The sequence below is a fragment of the Mesorhizobium sp. M0037 genome, assembly GCF_040323635.1.
Lineage (GTDB): Bacteria > Pseudomonadota > Alphaproteobacteria > Rhizobiales > Rhizobiaceae > Mesorhizobium.
Genome location: NZ_JAMYVB010000007.1, coordinates 99,679 through 121,943, shown reverse-complemented (window position 1 = coordinate 121,943; position 22,265 = coordinate 99,679). Strand labels below are relative to the sequence as shown.

16 protein-coding genes and 1 pseudogene are annotated in these 22,265 nt (G+C 63.7%); 6 read left to right on the top strand and 11 right to left on the bottom strand.

Annotation, left to right across the window (positions count from 1 at the left end):
- Positions 1 to 109: 109 nt before the first annotated feature.
- The 8 genes from NKJ78_RS13405 to NKJ78_RS13370 all read right to left on the bottom strand — a co-directional run bounded on the left by NKJ78_RS13405 (position 110) and on the right by NKJ78_RS13370 (position 11,040).
- Positions 110 to 2,947, bottom strand: a complete 2,838-nt coding sequence (locus NKJ78_RS13405) for a molybdopterin-dependent oxidoreductase (RefSeq protein ID WP_352562472.1) — start codon at positions 2,945 to 2,947, stop codon at positions 110 to 112.
- Between the two features lie 3 nt (positions 2,948 to 2,950).
- Positions 2,951 to 3,280 (bottom strand): nitrite reductase small subunit NirD, encoded by a 330-nt coding sequence (nirD, locus tag NKJ78_RS13400; protein WP_023686954.1) that lies wholly within the window; start codon positions 3,278 to 3,280, stop codon positions 2,951 to 2,953.
- A gap of 5 nt (positions 3,281 to 3,285) precedes the next feature.
- Positions 3,286 to 5,736 (bottom strand): nitrite reductase large subunit NirB, encoded by a 2,451-nt coding sequence (gene nirB, locus NKJ78_RS13395; RefSeq protein WP_352460172.1) that lies wholly within the window; start codon positions 5,734 to 5,736, stop codon positions 3,286 to 3,288.
- A 4-nt stretch (positions 5,737 to 5,740) separates the two neighbouring features.
- Positions 5,741 to 6,538 (bottom strand): ABC transporter ATP-binding protein, encoded by a 798-nt coding sequence (locus tag NKJ78_RS13390; RefSeq protein ID WP_352460173.1) that lies wholly within the window; start codon positions 6,536 to 6,538, stop codon positions 5,741 to 5,743.
- Between the two features lie 10 nt (positions 6,539 to 6,548).
- The gene (gene ntrB, locus NKJ78_RS13385) at positions 6,549 to 7,439 is read right to left on the bottom strand and encodes a nitrate ABC transporter permease (RefSeq protein ID WP_352460174.1); all 891 of its coding nucleotides are present in this window, start codon (positions 7,437 to 7,439) and stop codon (positions 6,549 to 6,551) included.
- A gap of 93 nt (positions 7,440 to 7,532) precedes the next feature.
- On the bottom strand, positions 7,533 to 8,861 hold the full coding sequence (locus tag NKJ78_RS13380; RefSeq protein WP_352460175.1) for a CmpA/NrtA family ABC transporter substrate-binding protein: 1,329 nt from the start codon (positions 8,859 to 8,861) through the stop codon (positions 7,533 to 7,535).
- A gap of 338 nt (positions 8,862 to 9,199) precedes the next feature.
- On the bottom strand, positions 9,200 to 10,435 hold the full coding sequence (locus tag NKJ78_RS13375) for a CmpA/NrtA family ABC transporter substrate-binding protein (RefSeq protein WP_352460202.1): 1,236 nt from the start codon (positions 10,433 to 10,435) through the stop codon (positions 9,200 to 9,202).
- A gap of 2 nt (positions 10,436 to 10,437) precedes the next feature.
- Positions 10,438 to 11,040 carry an ANTAR domain-containing response regulator gene (locus NKJ78_RS13370; protein ID WP_352460176.1) on the bottom strand — a complete coding sequence of 201 codons (603 nt, stop codon included), beginning with the start codon at positions 11,038 to 11,040 and terminating at the stop codon, positions 10,438 to 10,440.
- A 282-nt stretch (positions 11,041 to 11,322) separates the two neighbouring features.
- Here NKJ78_RS13370 and NKJ78_RS13365 point away from each other — a divergent pair, with 282 nt between their 5' ends.
- Positions 11,323 to 13,611 carry a mechanosensitive ion channel family protein gene (locus NKJ78_RS13365; protein ID WP_352460177.1) on the top strand — a complete coding sequence of 763 codons (2,289 nt, stop codon included), beginning with the start codon at positions 11,323 to 11,325 and terminating at the stop codon, positions 13,609 to 13,611.
- Positions 13,612 to 13,786: 175 nt separating this feature from the next.
- Here NKJ78_RS13365 and NKJ78_RS13360 read toward each other — a convergent pair whose 3' ends face one another.
- The 3 genes and pseudogenes from NKJ78_RS13360 to NKJ78_RS13350 form a co-directional block, all read right to left on the bottom strand.
- Entirely contained in the window at positions 13,787 to 15,274 is a 1,488-nt protein-coding gene (locus NKJ78_RS13360; RefSeq protein ID WP_352460178.1) for an aldehyde dehydrogenase, read from the bottom strand.
- Complete coding sequence (locus tag NKJ78_RS13355) at positions 15,271 to 16,485, bottom strand: cytochrome P450 (protein WP_031204603.1); 1,215 nt, start codon at positions 16,483 to 16,485, stop codon at positions 15,271 to 15,273. Before NKJ78_RS13355 ends, NKJ78_RS13360 begins: the two co-directional genes overlap by 4 nt.
- 43 nt (positions 16,486 to 16,528) lie before the next feature.
- A pseudogene (locus NKJ78_RS13350) lies at positions 16,529 to 17,986 on the bottom strand (APC family permease).
- Between the two features lie 166 nt (positions 17,987 to 18,152).
- Here NKJ78_RS13350 and NKJ78_RS13345 point away from each other — a divergent pair.
- From NKJ78_RS13345 to NKJ78_RS13325, 5 genes are read left to right on the top strand one after another with little or no spacing between them, the layout of a single operon-like run.
- Positions 18,153 to 18,599 carry an IclR family transcriptional regulator gene (locus NKJ78_RS13345; protein WP_352460179.1) on the top strand — a complete coding sequence of 149 codons (447 nt, stop codon included), beginning with the start codon at positions 18,153 to 18,155 and terminating at the stop codon, positions 18,597 to 18,599.
- Positions 18,596 to 18,922: an IclR family transcriptional regulator domain-containing protein gene (locus NKJ78_RS13340; RefSeq protein WP_352460180.1), complete on the top strand. Its 327-nt coding sequence runs from the start codon at positions 18,596 to 18,598 to the stop codon at positions 18,920 to 18,922. Before NKJ78_RS13345 ends, NKJ78_RS13340 begins: the two co-directional genes overlap by 4 nt.
- Positions 18,922 to 20,205: a Tm-1-like ATP-binding domain-containing protein gene (locus NKJ78_RS13335; protein ID WP_027050168.1), complete on the top strand. Its 1,284-nt coding sequence runs from the start codon at positions 18,922 to 18,924 to the stop codon at positions 20,203 to 20,205. Before NKJ78_RS13340 ends, NKJ78_RS13335 begins: the two co-directional genes overlap by 1 nt.
- On the top strand, positions 20,202 to 20,864 hold the full coding sequence (locus tag NKJ78_RS13330; protein ID WP_352460181.1) for an HAD family hydrolase: 663 nt from the start codon (positions 20,202 to 20,204) through the stop codon (positions 20,862 to 20,864). Before NKJ78_RS13335 ends, NKJ78_RS13330 begins: the two co-directional genes overlap by 4 nt.
- Before the next feature lie 20 nt (positions 20,865 to 20,884).
- Positions 20,885 to 22,234 carry an aminotransferase class III-fold pyridoxal phosphate-dependent enzyme gene (locus NKJ78_RS13325; RefSeq protein ID WP_352460182.1) on the top strand — a complete coding sequence of 450 codons (1,350 nt, stop codon included), beginning with the start codon at positions 20,885 to 20,887 and terminating at the stop codon, positions 22,232 to 22,234.
- Positions 22,235 to 22,265 lie beyond the last annotated feature (31 nt).

The window sequence follows — 22,265 nt, the reverse complement described above, 5'->3', positions numbered from 1 at the left end:
CTGCCGGCGCGCTCATAGCGGCCCGAAAAGGACCGCCACCACCTTCCGCAATCGATGGCCTTGGTGGCCCAAGAGGGTATCTTCAGATCCCCTCCCCGTCCAGCCGCATCTACTCCGCAGCCTGAACCCGATTGGCCTGGATGACCGCCCGGATCTCGGACCGGCAGGAGCCGCAATTGGTGCCGGCCTTCAGGGCGCCGCCTATGGCTTCGACTGTCGCGCACCCGGCTGCCACTGCCGCCGCGATCTGGTTGACCCCGACGCTGAAACAGGAGCAGACGGTCGCGCCCGAATCGGGCCGATCGGCGCCGGCGCGACCGGCGACGATCCTGAAGCGTTCGCGCTGGCTGGTGTGAACCTCCTGGAGTTGCTGTGCCGCCCAACCCCGCGAAACCGCCACCGGTCCCGACGCGATAAACAAAGCCCCGGCGAGGTGCTGGTCGTCGAAGGCAGCAATACGATGCTGGCCGGTATCGCGGTCGTGATAAGCGAGCGTATCGGCTACGGGAACATCGAAAAGCGAACCAGCAAAACCAGCCCAGTCGATGTCGTCGTCAGCAAAGGCAAGCTCCACCCGCCAGCCGCCCTTGCATTTGGCCACGGCCCAGTAATCTGCTGCGACCGCCACCGGCTTGCGGCGCACCACGGCGAAGCCGAAGGCTCTCGCGGCGAACTTCTCGATGCGGGCGCCGACATGTTTCAGCGCAGGCTGACCGGAAACCGGATCGGTCAGAGGCGCGGTCAGCGTGTCGAGCCGGCCTTTTGCCGAAAACTGGTCAGTCCAGTGCATCGGCGCAAACACGCTCCCCTGGCGCTGGCGTGCCGTCACCAGCGCGCGCACCAGCACATCGCCGCGCGGGCTGGAGACGCGCACGATGTCGGCGTCGCCAATGCCGTGATGCGTGGCATCCGCCGGGTGGATCTCGACGAAGGGCTCGGCCATGTGCTGGGAGAGACGTGGGCTTTTGCCGGTGCGGGTCATTGTGTGCCAATGGTCGCGAACGCGGCCGGTGTTGAGGATCAGCGGATAGTCCGGGCTGGTGCGTGTCTCGACGATGGGACGAATGGCGATGAAGCGGGCCTTGCGGTCGGGATTGTAGAAATTGCCGTTGGCGAAGAAGCGGGTGTTGGAAGGGTCAAGTCCCGCTTGAACACCCCCCTCTCTCCTGCCGGACATCTCCCCCGCAAGGGGGGAGATTGGCAGCTTTGACGCCGGCATATCTTCTGCATCGTTGGTAATTGGCGAAGGCCGAGGCGACGGCTGATCTCCCCCCTTGCGGGGGAGATGGCCGGCAGGCCAGAGGGGGATGGCTGGGCTCGGCGCCGGCCATTGGAAAGGCTCAAGCGCTGCATAGGCCTCCTTATCAACACCAGCATAACCACCAATATCGAAATCCCGTGCGCCGTCATTCTCGAACCCCGACAGCGCGGCGTGTTCGGCGAAGATTTCCGCTGGCGACGAATAGGAAAACGCCTCGTCAAACCCCATCCGCTTGCCCACCTCGGCGACGATCAACCAATCCGGCCGCGCCTCACCAGGCACCGCAAGAAAGCTGCGCTGGCGCGAGATGCGGCGCTCTGAATTGGTCACGGTGCCGTCCTTCTCGCCCCATGCGGCGGCAGGCAGCCGCACATGAGCGTGGCGCACGGTGTCCGTGCTCGCCAGCACGTCCGACACCACGACGAACGGGCAAGCCTTGATCGCTGCCTCGACGGCATCGGCGTCCGGCATCGAATCGACCGGGTTGGTGGCCATGATCCACAATGCCTTGATGCGGCCAGCGGCGATCGCCTGAAACATCTCGACCGCCTTCAGACCGGGCTTTGAGGCGACGGCCGGCGCATTCCAGAAACGCTGCACGCGGTCGCGGTGCTCGGGGTTTTCGATCTCCATATGGGCGGCCAGCATATTGGCCATGCCGCCGACCTCGCGGCCGCCCATGGCGTTGGGCTGGCCGGTCACTGAAAACGGTCCTGCCCCAGGTTTGCCGATGCGGCCGGTGGCGAGATGGCAGTTGATGATGGCGTTGACCTTGTCAGTGCCCGAAGACGACTGGTTCACGCCTTGGCTGTAGACCGTCACTGTCTTTGCGGTGGTGGCAAACAGGCTATAGAAGCGGGCAAGCTCCTCTTCGCTCAAGCCGGTGGCGGCGGCAACGCCGGCAAGATCGAGTTTCGAGGCAGCGAAGAGCGCTTGCCCGAAGCCGGTCGTGTGGGCGGTGATGTAAGCGCGGTCGAGTGCGTTGTGCTGGCCGAGCCAGGCGAGCAGACCAGTGAACAAAGCAACGTCGCCATCCGGCGCGATCGCCAGGTGAATGTCGGCGATATCAGCGGTCATGGTGCGGCGCGGGTCGACCAGCACGACCTTCATCTCCGGTCGTTTTTCCCGGGCCGCCGCGATGCGCTGGAAGAGCACGGGATGGCACCAGGCGAGATTGGAGCCGACCAGCACGATCAGGTCGGCGAGCTCGAGATCCTCGTAGGTGCCGGGCACGGTGTCGGAGCCGAAGGCGCGGCGGTGGCCGGCAACCGAGGAGGCCATGCATAGCCGCGAATTGGTGTCGATGTTGGCCGAGCCGATGAAGCCCTTCATCAGCTTGTTGGCGACATAGTAGTCTTCGGTCAGCAACTGGCCGGAGACATAGAAGGCGACGGAGTCAGGACCGTGCTCGGCGATGGTTTGCGAAAAGGTCGAAGCGACGCGGTCGAGCGCCTCGTCCCAGCCGGCACGGCGACCGTGGATTTCGGGGTAGAGCAGCCTGCCGTCGAGGTCGATGGTTTCGGCCAGGGCCGAGCCCTTGGAGCAGAGCCGGCCGAAGTTCGCTGGATGGTCGGGGTCGCCGCGGACGCTGACTTCACCGTCCGCGGCGACTTTCGCCAGCACGCCGCAACCCACCCCGCAATAGGGGCAGGTGGTCCTCACCTCGCGCGCTTCGCCCAGTTCCATGCTTCAGGCCGCGCGGCTGGCCAGCGCTTTCAGCGCAATGAACAGGAGCTCGCCCTCGATCCGCACAGGAATGGTGCGCACGGCGCCCTCGTCGGCGCCGAGCGCCTTGCCCGTCTCCAGCGAGATGACCCAATTGTGCAAGGGACAGGTGACGGCGGTGCCGTGGACGATGCCTTGGCTCAGCGGCCCACCTCTGTGCGGGCAATGATCGTCGATGGCGTAGACCTGATCGTCCTGCGTGCGGAAGACGGCGATCTTACCCTCGGGTGTGTCGACGCAGCGCGCGCCACGCCGCGGGATGTCGGAGAGTGAGCCGATCGATATCCAGTCCATTTTGATCACTCCGCCGCCTGCGCAAACCCGACAGAAGCCATTGGCCGGAACTCGTGCTTGTCCTTGCCGGAGACGCGTTCCGACCACGGGTCGACCTGGGCGAATTTCTGGCTGAAGACGAAGCGCTCGTAATAGGCCTTGCGCTTTGCACCGTCGTCCATGATCTGGCGCTTGATCTCGGGGATGCCGATGCGCTTGGCCCATTTGTAGATGCGCTCGAGATAGCGGCCCTGCTCGCGATACATCTGCGTCAGCGCCACGATATGCTCCAGCGCCTCGTCCTCGGTCTTGACTAGGCCAAGCACTTCGGTGCCCTTGATGTCGAGGCCGGCGGCGCCGGCGAAATGGATCTCGTAGCCACTGTCGACACAGATCACGCCGACATCCTTGCAGGTCGCCTCGGCGCAGTTACGCGGACAGCCCGACACCGCCATCTTAACCTTGGCCGGGGTCCACGAGCCCCACATGAATTTCTCGATGCGAATGCCGAGGCCGGTCGAATCCTGCGTGCCGAAGCGGCACCAGTCGGAGCCGACACAGGTCTTCACCGTGCGCAGGCCCTTGGCGTAAGCATGGCCTGAGACGAAGCCGGCCTGGCCGAGATCGGCCCACACCGCCGGCAGATCCTCCTTGCGGATGCCCAGCATGTCGATGCGCTGGCCGCCGGTGACCTTGACCATCGGTATCTCGAACTTGTCGACGACGTCGGCGATGGCGCGCAGTTCGGCGGCGTTGGTGACGCCGCCCCACATGCGCGGCACCACCGAATAGGTGCCGTCCTTCTGGATGTTGGCGTGGACGCGTTCGTTGATGAAGCGCGACTGATAGTCGTCGGCGTAATCGTTCGGCCAGTCGCAGACGAGGTAGTAGTTGAGCGCCGGCCGACATTTTGCGCAGCCGCAGGAGGTCGTCCATTCCAGCTCCTGCATGACGGCGGGAATGGTCTTCAGGCTCTTGGCGATGATCAGCCGGCGCACCTCGTCATGACCGAGCGTGGTGCAGCCGCACATCGGTTGCACGGCCGCCGGGTTGTATTTGTCGCCGATGGTCAGCACCATCAGCTTCTCGACCAGCCCGGTGCACGAACCGCAGGAAGCCGATGCCTTGGTGTGGGCGCGCACGTCGTCGAGCGAAGCCAGGCCCTTGGCCGTGATCGCGCCAGTGATCTTGCCCTTGCAAACGCCGTTGCAGCCGCAGATTTCCGCATCATCCGGCAAGGCTGCAACGGCCGCCATAGGGTCCAGCGGGGCACCCCCCTGGTAGGACTGGCCGAAGATGAGCGTGTCGCGCATCTCCGATATGTCGGTCTGCTTCTTCTTGAGATCGTTGAACCAGGCCCCATCCGCCGTCTCGCCATAAAGCACGGTGCCGATGATGCGGTCGTCTTTCAGGACAAGGCGCTTGTAGACGCCGGCGGCGGCATCGCGCAACACGATCTCCTGGCGGTCCTCGCCTTCGGCGAAGTCGCCAAGCGAGAACAGGTCGATGCCGGTGACCTTGAGCTTGGTCGGCGTGTCCATGTGGACGAAGGCCGCTGCCTCGTTGCCGGCCAACTGGTTCGCGGCAACGCGCGCCATCTCATAGAGCGGCGCGACCAGCCCGTAGACCTGGCCGTAGACCTCGGCGCATTCGCCGAGCGCGTAGATGTCGGGGTCGTTGCTGCGCATGCCGGCATCGACCACAATACCACGATTGACGGCTATGCCGGCCTCCCTGGCCAGCGCCGCATTCGGCCGGATGCCGACCGCCATCACCACCAGCGTTGCCGGGATAATAGTGCCGTCGGCAAGCTCCACCTGCCCGACCTTGCCGTTGCCGGTGATCGCCTGGGTGTTGGCCTTGGTGATGACCTTGATGCCGCGCTGTTCCACCGCGCGCTGCAGGAGATAGCCGGCGGCTGGATCGAGCTGACGCTCCATCAATGTCGGCATGACATGCAGCACGGTGACGTCCATGCCTTGGGCGTTCAAACCTGCTGCCGCCTCCAGCCCGAGCAGGCCGCCGCCGATGACCACGGCCTTGGCGCGCGACTGGGCGGCAAGCATCATGGCCTGAACATCGTCGAGGTCGCGATAGGTCAGCACCCCCGGCAGATCATGGCCGGGCACCGGAATGATAAAGGGCACCGATCCGGTGGCGATGACGAGCTTGTCGTAAGGCTCGGTGACGCCGTGATCGGAGGTGACTGTCTTGGCCGCCCGGTCGATGGCGACGATCTTGTGACCTTTGTAGAGGGTGATGTTGTTGGCGATGTACCAGCCGTCGCCGTGGATGATGATTTCCTCATAGGCCTTTTCGCCGGAGAGAACCGGCGACAGCATGATGCGGTCGTAGTTCACCCGCGGCTCGGCGTTGAAAATGGTCACGGTGTAGCGGCCCGGCGCCTGTTCGAGCAGATGCTCCAGCATGCGCCCGGGGGCCATGCCGTTGCCGACAATGACGAGTTTTTCGGTCATGGCGTTACTCCGCGGCTTCGACGAAGCGGTGGCGTTCATAGAGGAACTTCAGCACCGCTTCGCGGCAGCGCAGGAAGGTGCGGTCGGAAGAGAGTTCGACGCGTCGACGCGGCCGCAGCAGCGGCACCGCAAGCACCTCGCCGATTGTCGCCGCCGGACCGTTGGTCATCATGACGATGCGGTCGGACAACAGCACCGCCTCGTCGACATCGTGGGTGATCATGATCGTCGTCGAGCCGAGCCTGGAATGGATGTCCATGACCGCATCCTGCAGATGGGCGCGCGTCAGCGCGTCGAGTGCCCCGAACGGCTCGTCGAGCAACAGGATCTTCGGCTCCATGGCAAGCGCCCGGGCAATGCCGACGCGCTGCTTCATGCCGCCCGATATTTCGGCCGGCCGCTTGTCCTTGGCATGGGCCATCTGCACGAGATCGAGATTGCGCATGATCCAGTCATGTCGCTCGGTCCTGCTCTTGGAACGGCCAAAGACTTTCGACACCGCCAGGCTGATGTTTTCGTAGACGGTGAGCCATGGCAGCAGGCTGTGGTTCTGGAACACCACGGCGCGCTCGGGTCCGGGGCTGTTGACCTCCTTGTTTTCAAGCAGCACGGCGCCGGCGGAAACCTTGGTCAGCCCGGCGATCAGATTGAGCAAGGTCGACTTGCCACAGCCGGAATGGCCGATGATGGAGACGAATTCGCCCTTGTCGATGGTCAGCCTGATGTCCTTGAGCACCTCGCTGACCTGACCGCCGCGGGCAAAGGATTTGTCGATATGGTCGAGCTTCAGATAGGCCGTCATCGCCCTCTCCTCACTTTGCCGTTGTGCCGCGGGTGACGAAAGCGCCGACCGCAGCGACCAGGCGGTCGAGGCAGAAGCCGGTGACGCCGATATAGGCGAGCGCGACGATGATGTCGGGCAGCCGCGACGAGTTCCAGGCGTCCCAGATGAAGAAGCCGATGCCGACGCCGCCGGTCAGCATTTCGGCGGCGACGATGGCGAGCCAGGACAGGCCGATGCCGATTCTGAGGCCGGTGAAGATGTAGGGTGCGGCGGCCGGAACCATGATCTTGACGAAGAATTCGAACTGGTTGAGCCGCAAGATGCGCGAGACGTTGCGGTAGTCTTCCGGAATGTTTCGCACGCCGACGGCGGTGTTGATGATGATCGGCCAGATCGAGGTGATGAAGATTACGAACAGCGCCGACGGGCTGGAATCGCGGAAAGCAGCCAGCGACAGCGGCAACCAGGCCAGCGGCGGCACGGTGCGCAGTATCTGGAACACCGGATCGAGGCCACGCATGGCCCAGATCGACTGGCCGACCAGGGCGCCGAGCACGACACCGACGATCGCCGCCAGGCCGAAGCCGATGGCGACGCGCTGCAGAGAGATCAGCACCCGCCACGCAAGGCCGATATCCTGCGGGCCGTTGTTGAAGAACGGATGCGCGATCAGGTCATAGGCCTCGTTCCACACCTGGCTGGGCGGCGGCAGGCTGGCGGTCGGCGACGAGCAGGCGATCTGCCACACGACCAGCATGAAGGCGATAACGATGACCGGCGGCACCAGGGCGGTGGCCAGCCTGCCGGCGATCGCGATCGGGTCGAAGCGGCGCCGCGCTTTGGCGGTGAAAGCGATGACCGCGGCAGGCTTCGCGGGGAACGCCTTCACCGTGGTTTCCTCGATGGCTTGGATGGACATGTCTGGGTATAACTCCGGGGTCGATGCGGGCGACAACGGCGAAGCGCCGTTGCGCTGGGGGCGACAAACGGCGCAACGCGCCGTTTGCGCTGGTCAAGCAGATGCCTTGATCTTCAGGCTGTCGAGATAGGCCGACGGGTTGGCCGGGTCGAAAATCTTGCCGTCGAAGAATGTCTCGACGCCACGAGACGACGAGGCCGGAATATCGGCTGCGGCAAGGCCGAGATCCTTCGCCGCCTCGCGCCAGATATCCTCGCGATTGACCTGATCGACCAGCGTCTTGATGTCGGTGGTCGGCGCGAATTTTCCCCAACGGATGTTTTCGGCGAGGAACCAGCTGTCGTGGCTCTTGTAGGGATAGGAGACGCCACCCTTCCAGAATTTCATGTAGAGGTCAGTGCCGGTGGCCACGCGGCCATTGCCGTAGTTGATGTCGCCCTTGAGGCGGCCGATAATGTCGGCGACAGGCACGTTCATCCATTGCCGCTTGCCGATGATGGCGGCCATCTCGTCCTTGTTCTCCGTGGCCTCACACCATTGCTGGGCCTCCATGACGGCCATCACGATCGCCTTGGTGGCGTTCGGGTATTTGTCGATGAATTCGGCGCGGAGGCCGAGCGCCTTTTCGGGATGACCCTTCCACAGTTCGCCGGTGGTGGCGGCGGTGAAACCAACGCCTTGGTGGACGAGCTGTTCGTTCCACGGTTCGCCAACGCAGAACACGTCCATGTTGCCGACTTTCATGTTGGCGACCATCTGCGGCGGCGGCACGACGATGGTCGAGACGTCCTTGTCGGGATCGATGCCGCCGGCGGCCAGCCAATAGCGCAGCCACAAATCATGCGTGCCGCCCGGGAACGTCATGGCGGCCTTGATTTCCTTGCCGGCCGCCTTCTTGGCGGCGAAGGCGTCCTTCAGCTTGGAGGCGTCGAGGCCGACACCGGTGCCGGCGTATTCCTGCGCAACCGAAATGCCCTGGCAGTCGTAGTTGAGCCGCGCCACGATAGCCATCGGCATCGGCTGGTTGTTCTGCGTCACCTTGCCGGTGTGCATGAGATAGGGCAGCGGCGTCAGGATGTGAGCGCCGTCGATGCCGTTGGCTTCGCCGCCGAGCATCAGATTGTCGCGCGTCGCGCCCCAGGAGGCCTGCTTGAGCACCTCGACGTCGGGCATGCCGAACTTGGCGAACAGCCCCTTCTCCTTGGCGATCATCAGCGGCGCCGCGTCGGTCAGCGCGATGAAGCCGAGCTTGGCGCCGGTGACCTCCGGAGCGGTCGTGGCGGCATAGGCGCCCGAGGGGAAGAGCTTGCGGGCCGCCACGAACAGGCCGGCCGTCATGGCGCTGCTGACAAGAAAATCGCGGCGCGTCACATCCTTGAGCGATGTTCCCGTCCCGATCCATTTCCCTATTTTTTCTTTCATCGTGATCTCCGGTTGAACGCTTCGTCGAGTGGCCCAAAACAAAAAAGCCGCCGTCCAGGCCTCGCGCGTCCGTACATCCGGGATCGCGTCGTTGACCTGAGCGGCAGCTTTGCCTGTGGCGCCCGCCATTGGACGCCTGTTCCGTGACCCGCGAAGGGCCTGGCTAATTCAAAGCAGGAACCGTGCCAGTTTTGGGTGAAACGAAAAACCTAAATGAAATCAACATTACGCGCCAGACGCCGGCACGCGAGGCGACATCGCAAGCAGATCAAAGATTGTTCACTACAGCAATCGCACGCACATTTTTTGTGCAATGCACAAGAATGGCGCGAGAATGATCAGGCTTCCGCGCGAGCGTTCTGGCGCGCTATATAGCCGTCGATCTCGTCGGGGTCGAAGGTCTGACAGTCGAAGAAGCCGTCTGGCCCAAGCACCAAGCCTGCCCCGGTCGCACCGACAGCCGTGGCGACCTTAAGCGCGCCCTCGACCTTCGCATTGGCGCCGGGAAGTGCAACGCCAAGCGGCTTTAGCGCCGAGCGGTAGAGGTCGGGACGGTAGCAGTCACGGGCGATAGCAAGGTTTTCCGGCGTGTGCTCGACATGCCCCCAGCGCACCATCTGCGTATAGAACCACAGCGCATGGCTCTTCCACGGAAAGTTCGCCGCCTTGTCGAAGGGCAGGAAGAAGTCGTCGACATCCAGTTCGGCGCCGCCGCCCAGTTCAAGATGGCCGGTCAGGATCGGCATCTGGACAGCTGGTGGCAGGCCGAGGAAGCCAGCTTGAGCCATCACACCAGCCAGTTCGGCGTGGTTGCCCCGATCCTGGCACCAGCGCGCCGAATGATGCAGCGCGCGCAGCAATGCTGCCAGCGCGATCGGGTTCTCCTGCGACCAGGCCTTGCGCACGCCGATCACCTTCTCCGGACTGTTGCGCCACAGCAGCGCCTTGACGGTGACGATATGGCCGGTGCCGGCAGCGACCGAGGCGCTGTTCCAGGGCTCGCCGACGCAGTAGCCGTCGATCCGCCCGGCGGCCAGCGCATCGGCCATGAAGGGCGGCGGCACGATGACGATCTCGATCTCGCGCTCCGGATCGATGCCGCATCCGGCAAGCCAGTAGCGCAGTTCGTAATTATGCCCCGAATGCGGGTGCACCACGGCAAAGCGCAGCGGATCGCCGCCAGCCCCGGCGCGCTCGCGAATGAAGGCACGAAGGGCTGCGCCCGCGCGCGCGGGCTCGAGATCGGGTATGGCGCCGTGTGCCGCCATGCCTTCCCAGACGGCGTTGGAGATGGTGACGCAATTGCCGCCAAGCCCGAGCGAAAACGGCACGATGGTCTCGGAAGCAAGCGGCGTCAGCCCGAGATTGCAGGCGAGCGGCATCGGCCCCAGCATGTGCGCCAGGTGGAAATGGCCGATGGCGATGCGGTCGCGGATGTTGGCCCAGGAGGTCTCGCGGTGCAGTGTGAGATCGATGCCCTCGCGTGCGGCAAATCCAAGCTCACCCGCCGCAACCAGCACGGCACTGTCGAAGAGCGGCATGAAGCCGGCGGTGATCTGGTGCTCGGCGCTCATGCTCATTCGTCCTCCGACGGCCCGAGCAGCCCGGCGGCAGTCACCAGGCTCTGGGCAATGTCGCCGATCTTGCGGTTCTGGTTCATCGCCGTCTTGCGCAGCAGCGTGTAGGCGGCCTCTTCGGTCAGGCCGCGCGACTTCATCAGGATGCCCTTGGCACGGTCGATCACCTTGCGGCTCTCAAGCTCCCCTCGAACCTCTTCCAGCTCGCGCGCCATGCGCGAGAAAGCGTTGAAGCGGCTGACCGCCATGTCCAGGATCGGCTTGACGCGCTCTTGCCTGAGGCCGTCGACGACGTAGGCCGAAACGCCGGCATCGACCGCCGCTTCGATCGATGCCTGGTCCGATCGGTCGACGAACATGGCGATTGGCCGATTCACCGCACGCGACAGCTGGAACATGTTTTCCAGCATGTCGCGGTTCGGGTTTTCCAGGTCGATGACGATGACGTCCGGCTCGATCTCGGCAATGCGCCGCGCAATGCCGGTCACGTCGTGGATGACGGTGACCCGCTCATGGCCGGCCTCGCGCAAACCTGCCTCGATGATCGCGGCGCGGATACGGTTTTCGTCGATGACCAGGACGGCGAGTGAGCTGCGGACCATGCGTGCATTGTGGGCAAGGTCGCAAAATTGTGCAATGCGGCATGGTCACAGGCTCCCGCCGCGGAGCAACCGACGACCGACAACGACCCGGTCTAGGTGGTCGGGACAAGGAACGCAGCGCAACGCTGGCGCTGGTGATGACAGCCTTGCCGATCGCCTGGCGCCCTACCCAACGGTCTAGGTGCGATGAGACTTGCACCGCAACATCGGCTTGTTAAAGGTGGGGGCAACGACGGACATAGCTGTCCTTGCTCGCCGATCTGACCGGAAGGTTACCGCACGATGCTGCTCATGAATCGACGATTGGGAGCCAGCAAGCTGGCGCGCCCGGCACGGCGTCTCGGAGGCCTGACGACGAAGTTTGCCCTGATTGCCGGGCCGTTCGTCCTTGGGATCGCCCTCGTGCTGGCTGGCCCGGCACAGGCCCAAGCACCGGCCGCCGTCACGCCCGACAAGGTCAAACAGCTGTTCGAGCTTCTCGACGATCCGTCGGTGAAGGCCTGGGTGGCCGAGCAACGAAATCAGGGCGCAGGATCGACGGAAGCGCCTGCCGAGACTAGCGCTCCGCCGGCCGACGCCGTGGCCGCACCGGGCCAGATGAATACTATGGCATCCTCGACGCTCGATCGGATCAAGCATCACATCGAGAAAATCGTGCGAACCGTGCCCACACTGCCGGGCCAGTTCGCACGCGTCCGGGCCCAGACAATGGACGATATGTCCAGCAAGGGCCCCGTCAGCATATTGGTGCTGATTGCGATCTTTATCGCTGCCGGCCTGGCGCTCACCTGGGCAATATACAAGCTCACCCGTCCATTTCGTCTTTGGATCATCGCGCAACCCAGAGATACGCCCATCGGGCGGGCCAAGAAGATCGGCGGCCGCACGCTTTATTCCAGCATGATGATCGGCTCGTTCGCGCTGGGCAGCGCCGGTGCGTTCATGCTGTTCGACTGGCCAGCGCTCATCCGCGAGATTGTGCTGACATTTCTGATGGCTGCGGTCTTTACGTGGGCTGTGCGCCTATACGTGATGGCCACGCTCGTCCCTTCTTTCATGGAGGTCGAGCACGCCATCGAGGTTCGTGCCCTGCCGATCACCAACGGAGCTGCTGACCATTGGGCTTATTGGCTGCCCCGGATCGTCGGCGTTTTCGCCTTCTTCGCCGCCGCGTTTGTCCTCTTGCCGGGTCTCGGCATAGACCAGGACGGAATGATGGTCCTGTCCGTCGGCGCCGATTTCATCCTGCTGTTGCTCTTCCTGCTGGCCATTTGGCGTCGGCCAAGAACGCAGCGAGACGGCGCGCGCCACAGCGGCCACACGGCAGTGACATGGGTGTTGACGGCTTATTTCGTCGTTCTGTTCCTCGAACGCATTGCCGGCCTCTACACCTTCTTTTGGTTTACCTTCGCCTCTTTCTTTCTGCCCCTGGCAATCGTGTTGACGGAGCGCGGGGTTAATTTCGTCCTGCGGCCGGGTTCGGAAGATGTCGGCCGGCCGACGATCCCGGCGGTGACGATCGCTGTCATCGATCGCGGTATCCGGATGATTTTCATCCTCGCGGCGGCTTACCTTCTCGCACGCGTGCTGGGCCTGGACATGCAATCCATGCGCGGCAGCGATACGACCACCATGCTCATATTGCGCGGCTTGATCAACGTGGTGGTCATTGCCCTTGCTGCCGATTTCGGCTGGTCGATCATCAAAGCCTTGATCGAACGAAAGCTGGGCGTGGCGATACCGCAAGCGGTGGTGAGCGAAGAAGACATCCTCACCCTCGATCCGCATCAGGCGCGGCTGCACACGCTGTTGCCGATCATCCAGAACATTCTGCTAGCAGTGATCATCGTGATGGCGGTGCTGATGATGCTCGCTTCGATCGGCATCCAGATCGGCCCGCTGATCGCCGGCGCCGGCGTCGTCGGCGTCGCCGTGGGTTTTGGCGCGCAAACCATCGTCAAGGACGTGATCTCTGGCGTGTTTTATCTGCTCGACGATGCTTTCCGTGTCGGCGAATACATTTCATCGGGCAGCTACAGGGGTACGGTGGAGAGCTTTTCGCTGCGCTCGGTGAAGCTGCGCCACCATCGTGGTCCGCTGTTCACGATACCTTTCGGCGAACTCGGCGCCGTGCAGAACCAGAGCCGTGACTGGGTCACCGACAAATTCAACATCACCGTTGGCTATGACACCGATATCGACTTTGCTCGCAAACTGATCAAGCGAATTGGCCTGGAACTGGCGGAAGATCCGGAGTTCAAACACTGGGTGATCGAACCGATCAAGATGCAGGGGGTGCAGGAGTTCGGCGAGTACGGCATCGTCTTGAGGGTCAAGGTCACGACCAGACCTGGAGGCGCCTTCAGCATGAAAGGCAGGTTCTTTTTGCGCCTCCGCCAGGCCTTCAAGGAGCAGGGCATCGAACTCCCATTCCCGACCGTCCACGTCCAGGGGCTGCAAGACCCGCATGGGACAGAGAATGCGCCTTTGGAGATCACACCTGAATTACGAATGGCCGTCGCCCAGTCGCACACCAATCGGCGCAGAAAAAAAGCGAGCACAACGGAGTAGGACGCTGTGATACCGGCCGGTCGCAACACGGCTTTCCGCGCAATGCCTGGACCCACGACACCACGCTAGTCGAGCTGCCGATAGCGACGACGCGATCGCCGCCAACCAGCACCAGCGTGGCGTTCTGAGGCCAAGCTTGACGAAAAGAGCAGATATGCTGGCCTTTCCGCGAGGCTCAGAGCGCAATCCAGGCGGTCTTGAGGTCGACAAATTTCTCCAGCGCATGCAGCGACTTGTCACGGCCGAAACCGGACTGTTTGACGCCGCCAAGCGGCACGGTGATATCGGCTCCGCCATAGGTGTTGACGTGGACGACACCGGCGTTGATGGCGCGCACCATGCGATGGGCCGTGGAAAGATTGGCGGTCCACACCGCCGAGGCAAGTCCGTAGACAGTGGAGTTGGCGAGATGCACCGCCTCCTCCTCGGTCTCGAAGCGCATCACGCCGAGCACCGGTCCGAACACCTCCTCGCGCGCCAGCTGCATCTCTTGCGTCACGTTCTCGAAGATCGTCGGCGCGATGTAGCTGCCGCCGGTCTCGGTCAGTATCCGTTCGCCACCGGCGACGAGACGGGCGCCTTCGGCTTGCGCCATGGCGACGAAGCCGAGATTCTTGTCCAGCTGTTCGGCGCTCGATACCGCACCGATATCGCTGGCGAGATCGAGCGGGTCGCCGACCTTGAGCCGCGTGGTTGCCGAGACAAGTTCGTCCATGAAAAGATCATAGACCGACGACTGGACGAGCAGACGCGAGCCCGCCACGCAGACCTGGCCTGAATTGCGAAAGATGCCGTTGGCCGAGACGACCGCCGCCTGCTTCAGGTCCGGAGCGTCGGCAAAGACGATGTTGGGCGACTTGCCGCCAAGCTCGAGGAAGACCCGCTTCAAATTGGAACGGGCGGAGTATTCGAGCAGCCGCCGGCCGACCGGCCCCGATCCGGTAAAGGCGATGGCGTCGACATCCATATGCAGGCCAAGCGCTTCGCCGGCGACAGCACCATGACCGGTAACGACGTTGAACACGCCTTCGGGAAGTCCAGCCTCTCTTGCGAGTTCGGCCAGCCGCAGCAAGGTCAGCGAGGCAATCTCCGGCGGCTTGACGACGACGCTGTTGCCGGTGGCCAGTGCGGGCGCAATCTTCCAGGCGCCGATCATCAGCGGGAAGTTCCACGGCACGATGACGCCGACGACACCGAGTGGCTCCCTGTGGATCAGCCCGAGCACATTGTCGGCCGTCGGCGCGATTTCGCCATAGACCTTGTCGATCGCCTCGGCGTAGTAGCGGATGGTGCCGGCCGCCGACAGTGGCTCGGCCTTGTAGGCCATGCCGATCTCGGTGCCGTTGTCGCGCACGCCAAGCACGGCCAGCTCGTCGACATGTTCTTCGATCAGCTCGGCAAATTTCGTCAGCACCTTCTTGCGAAAGGCAGGGGCGGCGCGCGACCATGAACCCTTCTCGAATGCTTTTCGCGCCGATCGGACCGCGCGATCGATGTCGGCGGCATTGCCGTCAGCGATGCTGGCAAAAGGGCGGCCGTCGATCGGCGAAATCACCGCCAGCGTCGCGCCGCTCGTCGCTGCGGCCTGTACGCCGTCGATAAACAAGCCCCGCTCGCCGATCTCCGTCTTGCGCAGCGCGTCGATGGCATTCTGGCTGATCATTGGTGGCGGACTCCCAGCGAAACATACAACGTGGTTGGCGCGCGGAATTCCCAGCCGCGAAACACCGGCACCTTGCCTGGCACCAAGCTGAGATCGGGGAAGCGCAGGAGCAGCAGCCTTAACGCAAGGCACATCTGCTCGCGCGCGAAAAACCGGCCCGAACAGAAATGATGACCAAAGCCGAAGGCGGCATGATTGCCTTCCCTGCGGTTGATGTCGAAGCGGTCTGGATCGGCAAAGCGGCTCTCGTCGCGGCTTGCCGAGGAGACAAGTGCAGCGACCGCGGCGCCGGCAGGGATCGTTACGCCGCCAAGCTCGACCGCCCGCGTCGTCTGCCGCGTCTGGGTTCCGATCGGCGCCACCCAGCGCAAGCCTTCATCGACAGCCCTGGGCACAAAGGTCTCGGGATCGGCGAGCACCTGCCGCACTTGTTCGGGATGCGCAAGCAGGCCGGCGAGGATCGAACCGGCACCATGTCCGGGCTCCTGCATGCCGCCAAGCAGGATGACCTTGATGCTTGGCATCAAGAAATCGATCGGCCGCGTCGTGCCTTCCGGCATGCCGTCATGCAGCATATGCGACAGCGCCGAGTCGTCGGGTGCGCGCGCAAGTCTATCCAGAGTCGGCCGGATGGCAACGCCGACCTCGGCGCTGATCGCGTCGGCGATCTCTTGCCGTTTTTGGTCGTTCTCGAAATTGATGGCACCCTGCGCAAGGCCATAGAACCAGCGGCGCAGCGTCGCCATGTCGATGTCGGCAAGGCCCAGCGAGCGCGCCAGGCTGAGCGTCGACACCGGCTCGAAATAATCCGCCATCAGCTCGGCGGAGCCTTGTTCGGCGATCCGGTCGAGAAAAGGTTCGGCAATCGACCGTACGAGATCGCCGGCATAGGCGGCGACGGTGCGCGGCCGGTATTTCGGATCGACGCCTTGGCGTAGCTGTCTATGCGTTTCGCCGTCGGTGGTCAGGATGGTCGGCTTGCCGAACGAGCGTTCGACCGGAGACGTACCGACGACGGCGGAGAAGATGTCGGGTGACTTTGCGACGGTCTCGACGTCCTTCCAGCGGGTGACGAACCAGAGATTGACCGCCGGCACGAAAGCGACAGGCGCGCTGCGCCGCAGTTCCGCATAGATCGGATACGGATCGGCTTCCAACGCCTCAACGGTGATGCTCTCGGCAAAGCTCAACGCCGGTACTCCCTTTGCCATGGAAAGGGGCGGCGCCGAACGCGCTACCCCCTTGTCCTTTGTCCTAGTCCTTCAGCGGCACGCCGAGATTTTCGAAGGCAACCGGATCCCGGCTCTTCAACGCACCGGCAAGCAGCAGGCCGACCACCGCGGCAATCAGCACCAGCCCCGGCAGCAACACGCCGAGGAAGCCGCTGGCGCCCGACAGGCCACCGAAATTAATGACGATCAGGTAGATGATGATGACGAAGGCGACGAAGGTCAGCCCCGGCAGGATGGTGGTCTTCAGCGCGTTTTCCTGGGCAGACGGATTGGCGCGAAAGTACATCACCACGGCGAGCGAGGCCACGGCCATCATCACGATGACTCCCAGCGTCGCGACATTGGTCAGCCAGGAAAACAGCGCCAGAACCGGATCGAGGCCGAGTATCGCGAACAGTCCGATGACGATCGCTGCCAACACGCTCTGGATGACGGAAGCGACATGCGGGCTCTGGTGCACTGAATGCGTCACGCCGATCGCTTCAGGCAACAGCTTCTCGCGGCCCGAGACGTAGATGTAGCGGGCAACCGCGTTGTGGAACGCCAGCACGCCGGCAAACAGGCTCGACACGAACAGGATGCCCATGGCGTGCGACAGCATGGTTCCGGCGTAGCGGTCGGACAGGCCGAACAGGAAAGTCGTCGGATCCTGAAGCGCCTGCAGTGCCGGCAACAATTTGTCGACGCCGGCGCCGACCGCCATCAGCCAGGCCGTGACCATGTAGAAGACGCCGATCAGCAGCACGGAGAAATAGGTGGCGCGCGGAATGGTCACCTGGGGTCGCGGGCTTCCTCGGCGTAGATCGTCGTCGCCTCGAAACCGATGAAGGCGGCGAAACAGAACAGGATGGCGATGGCGGGCGAGCCGCTGACGATCTGGCTCCAGCTGAACGGCGCCGCAGAGAGACCACTGTCGCCACCGGTCTTGAGGATGGCGAGGTCTAGCACCAGCACAACGATGTATTCGCACAGCACCAGCACCGTCAGGATCTTGGCCGACAGGTCGACCTGGCGGTAGCCCAACACCGCGACGATGGCAACGGCGATGAAGCTCCACACCCACCAGGGCAGGTCGATGCCCCAGCCGGCGAACAGGCCGGCGGTCGCGGCCCCCAGCAGGCCCATGACCCCGATCTGCATGGCGTTGTAGGACAGGATCGCGATGATTGCGGTTGCGCCGCCGGCAAAACCGCCCAGCCCGCGCGCGGCATAGGCATAGAAGGCGCCGGCATTGCCGACATGGCGCGACATGGCGCGACATGGCGACGTAGCCGACCGCAAACAGCAGCAGCAACACGGTCACGATAAGATAGGTGCCGGCAAAGCCCGCCCCATTGCCCATAAGCATGCCGAGCGGCGTGCCGCCGGCGACCGCGGTGAGCGGCGCCGCCGCCGAAATCACCATGAAGGTGATAGCGCCGACGCCAAGACTGTTCTTGCGCAGCCTGTTGGCGGGCACCTGTTCCGAAACTGCTGACATTTGTCCCTCCAGTCTTACGAACCCCTGGGTTCGCGGCCGCTCGGCCTGTTCCCTGAATGCCATTGGTTCATTATTTGAACCCTTATTTTGAATATAGACTTGCAAAGAATGCGGATGCCTGTCAAGTTAATTCACACATTAAGTTTCTATCCGAGCGGGAGGCTGGATGGGTACGGTCGGCAAGGCGATTTCACTTCTGGAGCTGTTCACGGCGGACGAGCCCGAGCTCGGACTTTCCGATCTCGCGCGGCGGTGCGCCTTGGACAAGGCGACGACGCGGCGGCTGCTGATGGCGCTTGGCGGCCATGGCTTCGTCGAGCAGGATGCCGGCACGCGGCACTATCGCCTCGGCGCCGGCCTGTCGCGGCTGGCGCGTATCCGCGAAGCCTGCTTCCCGTTCCTGCAAACGGCAATTCCCGTGGCGCAGGATTTGGCGGGTTCGACAACCGAGACGGTGCATCTGTCGGAATTCGGCGTCGACAGGCTGATCACCGTCCATGTCGAGCATTCAAGCTGGGCAAACCGGGTGAACATCGATGTCGGCCAGCTTCTGCCGCTGCATTCCACCGCTCCGGCATCGCCTATCTCGCCTTCGCCGACAACGCGACCGTGAAAGCATGCCTGACAGGTTCGCTTGAGGCCTTCACCGATCATACCCTCGTCGAGCCGGCCGCCATTTCAAAGTCGATCGGCGAGGCGCGCGACCGCGGCTATTCGATCTGCGACCAGGGCCATGAGGACGGCGTGATCGGCGTCGCGGCTGCAATCGGCGCCGCCAACGGACTTGCGCTGGGGACAATTGCGGTGGCAGCCCCGAAGGCCAGGACGACACCGGCTGCGATCGTGGAACGAGGGCTTGCGGTTGTGACCGCGGCACGGGAGATTTCGATGCGCCTCAATGGCGAAAACCTGCAAACCCTGAGGAGGCAGGCCTGATGTCTGCAGATATGGCGACGCCCCGCATCCTGGTCATCGGCACGGGCGACACCAAGACCGACGAACTGCTGTTCATGAAAGCGTGTATCGAGGCATCCGGTGGCCGCGCCGTGATGATGGACGTCAGCGTGCTGGGCGACCCCGCCTATAGTCCCGATCACGACAAGCATGCCGTTGCGCGGGCCGCTGGTGTGACGATGGCCGAAATCGTCTCGAGCGGCGATGAAAACACCGCCATGACATTGATGGCCGTCGGCGCCGTTCAGCTCGTGCGCCAGCTTCATCAGCGCGGCGACATCGACGCCTTCATCGCCATCGGCGGTTCGATGGGAACCGATTTGGCGCTCGATGTCGCGCTGTGCCTGCCGCTCGGCGTGCCGAAATTCGTCGTCTCGACCATCGCCTACTCGCATCTCATTCCGCCCGAGCGTGTCGCGCCCGACCTGATGATGATCCTGTGGGCAGGCGGGCTCTACGGCCTCAACACCATCTGCAAGCTGGTCCTTTCCCAGGCCTGCGGCGCGGTGGTCGGTGCGGCGAAGATCGTGCTTGCATCCCGTGCTTCGGCCCCGGCGGTCGGACCGACGATCGGCATGACTTCGCTGGGCAGCAGTTGCCTGCGCTATATGAAGACGCTGAAGCCGGCGTTGGAGCGGCGCGGCTATGATGTCGCGGTCTTTCACACCACCGGGATGGGCGGCCGGGCCTTCGAATCGATCGCCAGCCAGGACCATTTCTGCGCGGTGTTCGACTTCAGCCTGCAGGAGATCACCAATCATCTTGCCGGCTCGGTCGTCAGCTCCGGCGCCGACCGGCTGGAGAATGCCGGCGCCCGCGGCATTCCGCAGATCGCAGCCCCTGGCGCCGTGGACATGGTCGACTTGCCGACCTGGCAGGCGCTGCCGACAAAGTTCGCGCAGCGGCCATTCCATGCTCATAACAGGTTGATCGCCTCGATCACCGTCGATGCCGACGACCGCCGTGAAGTCGCCAGGACCATCGCCGCCAAACTCGGTGCGTCGAAGGGGCGCTCCGCTTTCATCCTGCCCTCCGGCGGCATCCAGGAATGGGATGCGCAGGGCGAGCCGCTGTACGAACCCGAAGCCCTCGCGGCGTTCACCGATGAGATGCGCAAGGCCATTCCCGCCGGCGTCGAGTTCCACGAGATCGACGCCCACATCAACAGCGACGAGTTCGTCGGCAAGGCGCTCGAAATCTTCGACCGCTGGGTCGAGGAAGGCATCATCCCGCGCGGCATGCCGGCCAAGGGTGTGGCTGCGTGAGCGCTGTTCCTGCCCAGGCGCTCGTCCTCGATTTCGGCGGCGTCGTCACCCGGACCCTTTTCGAGACCCATGCCTTGACCGAACAGGCGCTCGGCCTCGCGCCGGGAACGCTGCAATGGTACGGGCCGTTCGACCCGGATTCAGATCCGCTGTGGCGCTCCATGCAGGCCGACGAGATCAGCGAGCGCGATTATTGGCGCACCCGCACCAGCGAAGTCGGCCGGCTCGTCGGCGAGGACTGGCAGGCGATGGAGACATTCGTCCAGCGCGCACGCGGAGCCGAGCCGGAAAAGATCGTGCGGCCCGAAGCCGTCCGCGCAATCCGGACCGTGCATGCGGCGGGATTTCGCCTGGCGATCCTGTCCAACGAGCTAGATCTGTTCTATGGCGCCGGCTTCCGTCAGCGGCTGCCGCTGCTCGAGCTGTTCGACACCATCGTCGACGCCACCTATACCCGCATCCTCAAGCCCGATCCGCGCGCCTATGCCTTGGTGACCGAGGCGCTCGGCCTGCCTGCCGGCGCCTGTGTGTTCGTTGACGACCAGCAGCGCAATGTCGATGGCGGCCGTGCCGCCGGCATGCGCACCGTTCATTTCGACGTCGCGCGGCCGGCACTTTCCTATGCCGAGGCCCTCGGCCATTTCGACCTCATCCCCTGAGACATTTGCGGAGCCTTGCGATGCGCGACATCAATTTCCTCACCGAGAAAAACGCCAAGCCGATCTGGCATCCGATGGCACACCCGGCCGAGATGCGGGCCAACCCGCCAAAGGTGATCATGAAAGGCGAAGGCGTGATGGTCACCGACATCAACGGCAACACCGTGCTCGATGCGGTTGGCGGCCTGTGGAACGTCAATCTCGGCTACTCCTGCGACCCGATCAAGAAGGCCATCGCCGACCAGCTCAGCGCCCTGCCCTACTATTCCGGGTTTCGCGGCACGTCGACCGGCCCGTCGATCGAGCTCGCTTACGAACTCAGCGAATGGTTCGAACCGGAAGGCATGGTGCGGACCTTCTTCACCTCGGGCGGCTCGGATTCGGTCGAAACCGCACTGCGGCTCGCCCGCCAATACTGGAAGATCCGCGGCCAGGGCGACCGGACAAAATTCCTCGCGCTGAAGAAGGGCTATCACGGTACCCATTTCGGTGGCGCGTCAGTCAACGGCAACGCCAATTTCCGCCGCAACTATGAGCCGCTTATGCCCGGCGTCTTCCACATTCCCGCACCCTGGACCTTCCGCAATCCGTTCGATGAGACCGATCCGGCGCGGCTGGCCAAACTGTGCGCCAAAGCGCTGGAGGACGAGATCGCCTTCCAGGGCGGCGACACCATTGCCGCCTTCATCATGGAGCCGGTTCTCGGCGCCGGCGGCGTCATCGTTCCGCATGACAGCTTCATGCCGCTGGTCCGCGAGATATGCGACCGCCACGAAATCCTGCTGATCGCCGACGAGGTGGTCACGGGCTTCGGTCGCACCGGCGCCTGGTCGGGTTCGCGGCTATCCGGCGTGAAGCCGGATTTTATGACCATCGCCAAGGCGATCACCTCGGGCTATTTCCCGCTCGGCGCCACCTTGATCGGCGCCAAGGTGGCCGACGTCTTCGAGGCCGACAAGACCAGCTTCGGGGCGATCGGTCATGGCTATACCTATTCCGGCCATCCTGTCGGCTGCGCGGCAGGGCTGGCTGCACTTGCCGAGACCAAGCGGCTTCGCCTGGACGAGAACGCAGCCGCGCGCGGCATCGAGCTCGCGGCGACGCTGGAGGGGCTAAAAGCCAAGCACGCGATCGTCGGCGACATCAGGTACAAGGGCCTGATGGCTGCGCTAGAGCTGGTCTCCGATCGCACGACGAAAAAGCCGGTGGACAAGAAGACCATGGCCGTGGTTTCGGAAGCCACTTATGACGCCGGCGTCATGCTGCGCGTGTCCGGCAACAACATCATCCTGTCGCCGCCGCTGATCATCGGCGCCGCCGACGTGGCAAAGATCGGCGAGGCCATCGATGCAGGTCTGTCGAGGGCCTGATAGACCCGCTGACGCAATGGAGTTTGGTACG

What these genes read in the sequence shown, in the direction of transcription:
- NKJ78_RS13345 (WP_352460179.1), top strand. Translation starts at nt 18,153, where the DNA reads ATGGGTACGGTCGGCAAGGCGATTTCACTTCTGGAGCTGTTCACGGCG.
- nirD (WP_023686954.1), bottom strand. Translation starts at nt 3,280, where the DNA reads ATGGACTGGATATCGATCGGCTCACTCTCCGACATCCCGCGGCGTGGC.
- ntrB (WP_352460174.1), bottom strand. Translation starts at nt 7,439, where the DNA reads ATGTCCATCCAAGCCATCGAGGAAACCACGGTGAAGGCGTTCCCCGCG.
- NKJ78_RS13325 (WP_352460182.1), top strand. Translation starts at nt 20,885, where the DNA reads ATGCGCGACATCAATTTCCTCACCGAGAAAAACGCCAAGCCGATCTGG.
- NKJ78_RS13405 (WP_352562472.1), bottom strand. Translation starts at nt 2,947, where the DNA reads ATGGAACTGGGCGAAGCGCGCGAGGTGAGGACCACCTGCCCCTATTGC.
- NKJ78_RS13370 (WP_352460176.1), bottom strand. Translation starts at nt 11,040, where the DNA reads ATGGTCCGCAGCTCACTCGCCGTCCTGGTCATCGACGAAAACCGTATC.
- NKJ78_RS13380 (WP_352460175.1), bottom strand. Translation starts at nt 8,861, where the DNA reads ATGAAAGAAAAAATAGGGAAATGGATCGGGACGGGAACATCGCTCAAG.
- nirB (WP_352460172.1), bottom strand. Translation starts at nt 5,736, where the DNA reads ATGACCGAAAAACTCGTCATTGTCGGCAACGGCATGGCCCCCGGGCGC.
- NKJ78_RS13335 (WP_027050168.1), top strand. Translation starts at nt 18,922, where the DNA reads ATGTCTGCAGATATGGCGACGCCCCGCATCCTGGTCATCGGCACGGGC.
- NKJ78_RS13355 (WP_031204603.1), bottom strand. Translation starts at nt 16,485, where the DNA reads ATGGCAAAGGGAGTACCGGCGTTGAGCTTTGCCGAGAGCATCACCGTT.
- NKJ78_RS13365 (WP_352460177.1), top strand. Translation starts at nt 11,323, where the DNA reads ATGCTGCTCATGAATCGACGATTGGGAGCCAGCAAGCTGGCGCGCCCG.
- NKJ78_RS13390 (WP_352460173.1), bottom strand. Translation starts at nt 6,538, where the DNA reads ATGACGGCCTATCTGAAGCTCGACCATATCGACAAATCCTTTGCCCGC.
- NKJ78_RS13360 (WP_352460178.1), bottom strand. Translation starts at nt 15,274, where the DNA reads ATGATCAGCCAGAATGCCATCGACGCGCTGCGCAAGACGGAGATCGGC.
- NKJ78_RS13375 (WP_352460202.1), bottom strand. Translation starts at nt 10,435, where the DNA reads ATGAGCGCCGAGCACCAGATCACCGCCGGCTTCATGCCGCTCTTCGAC.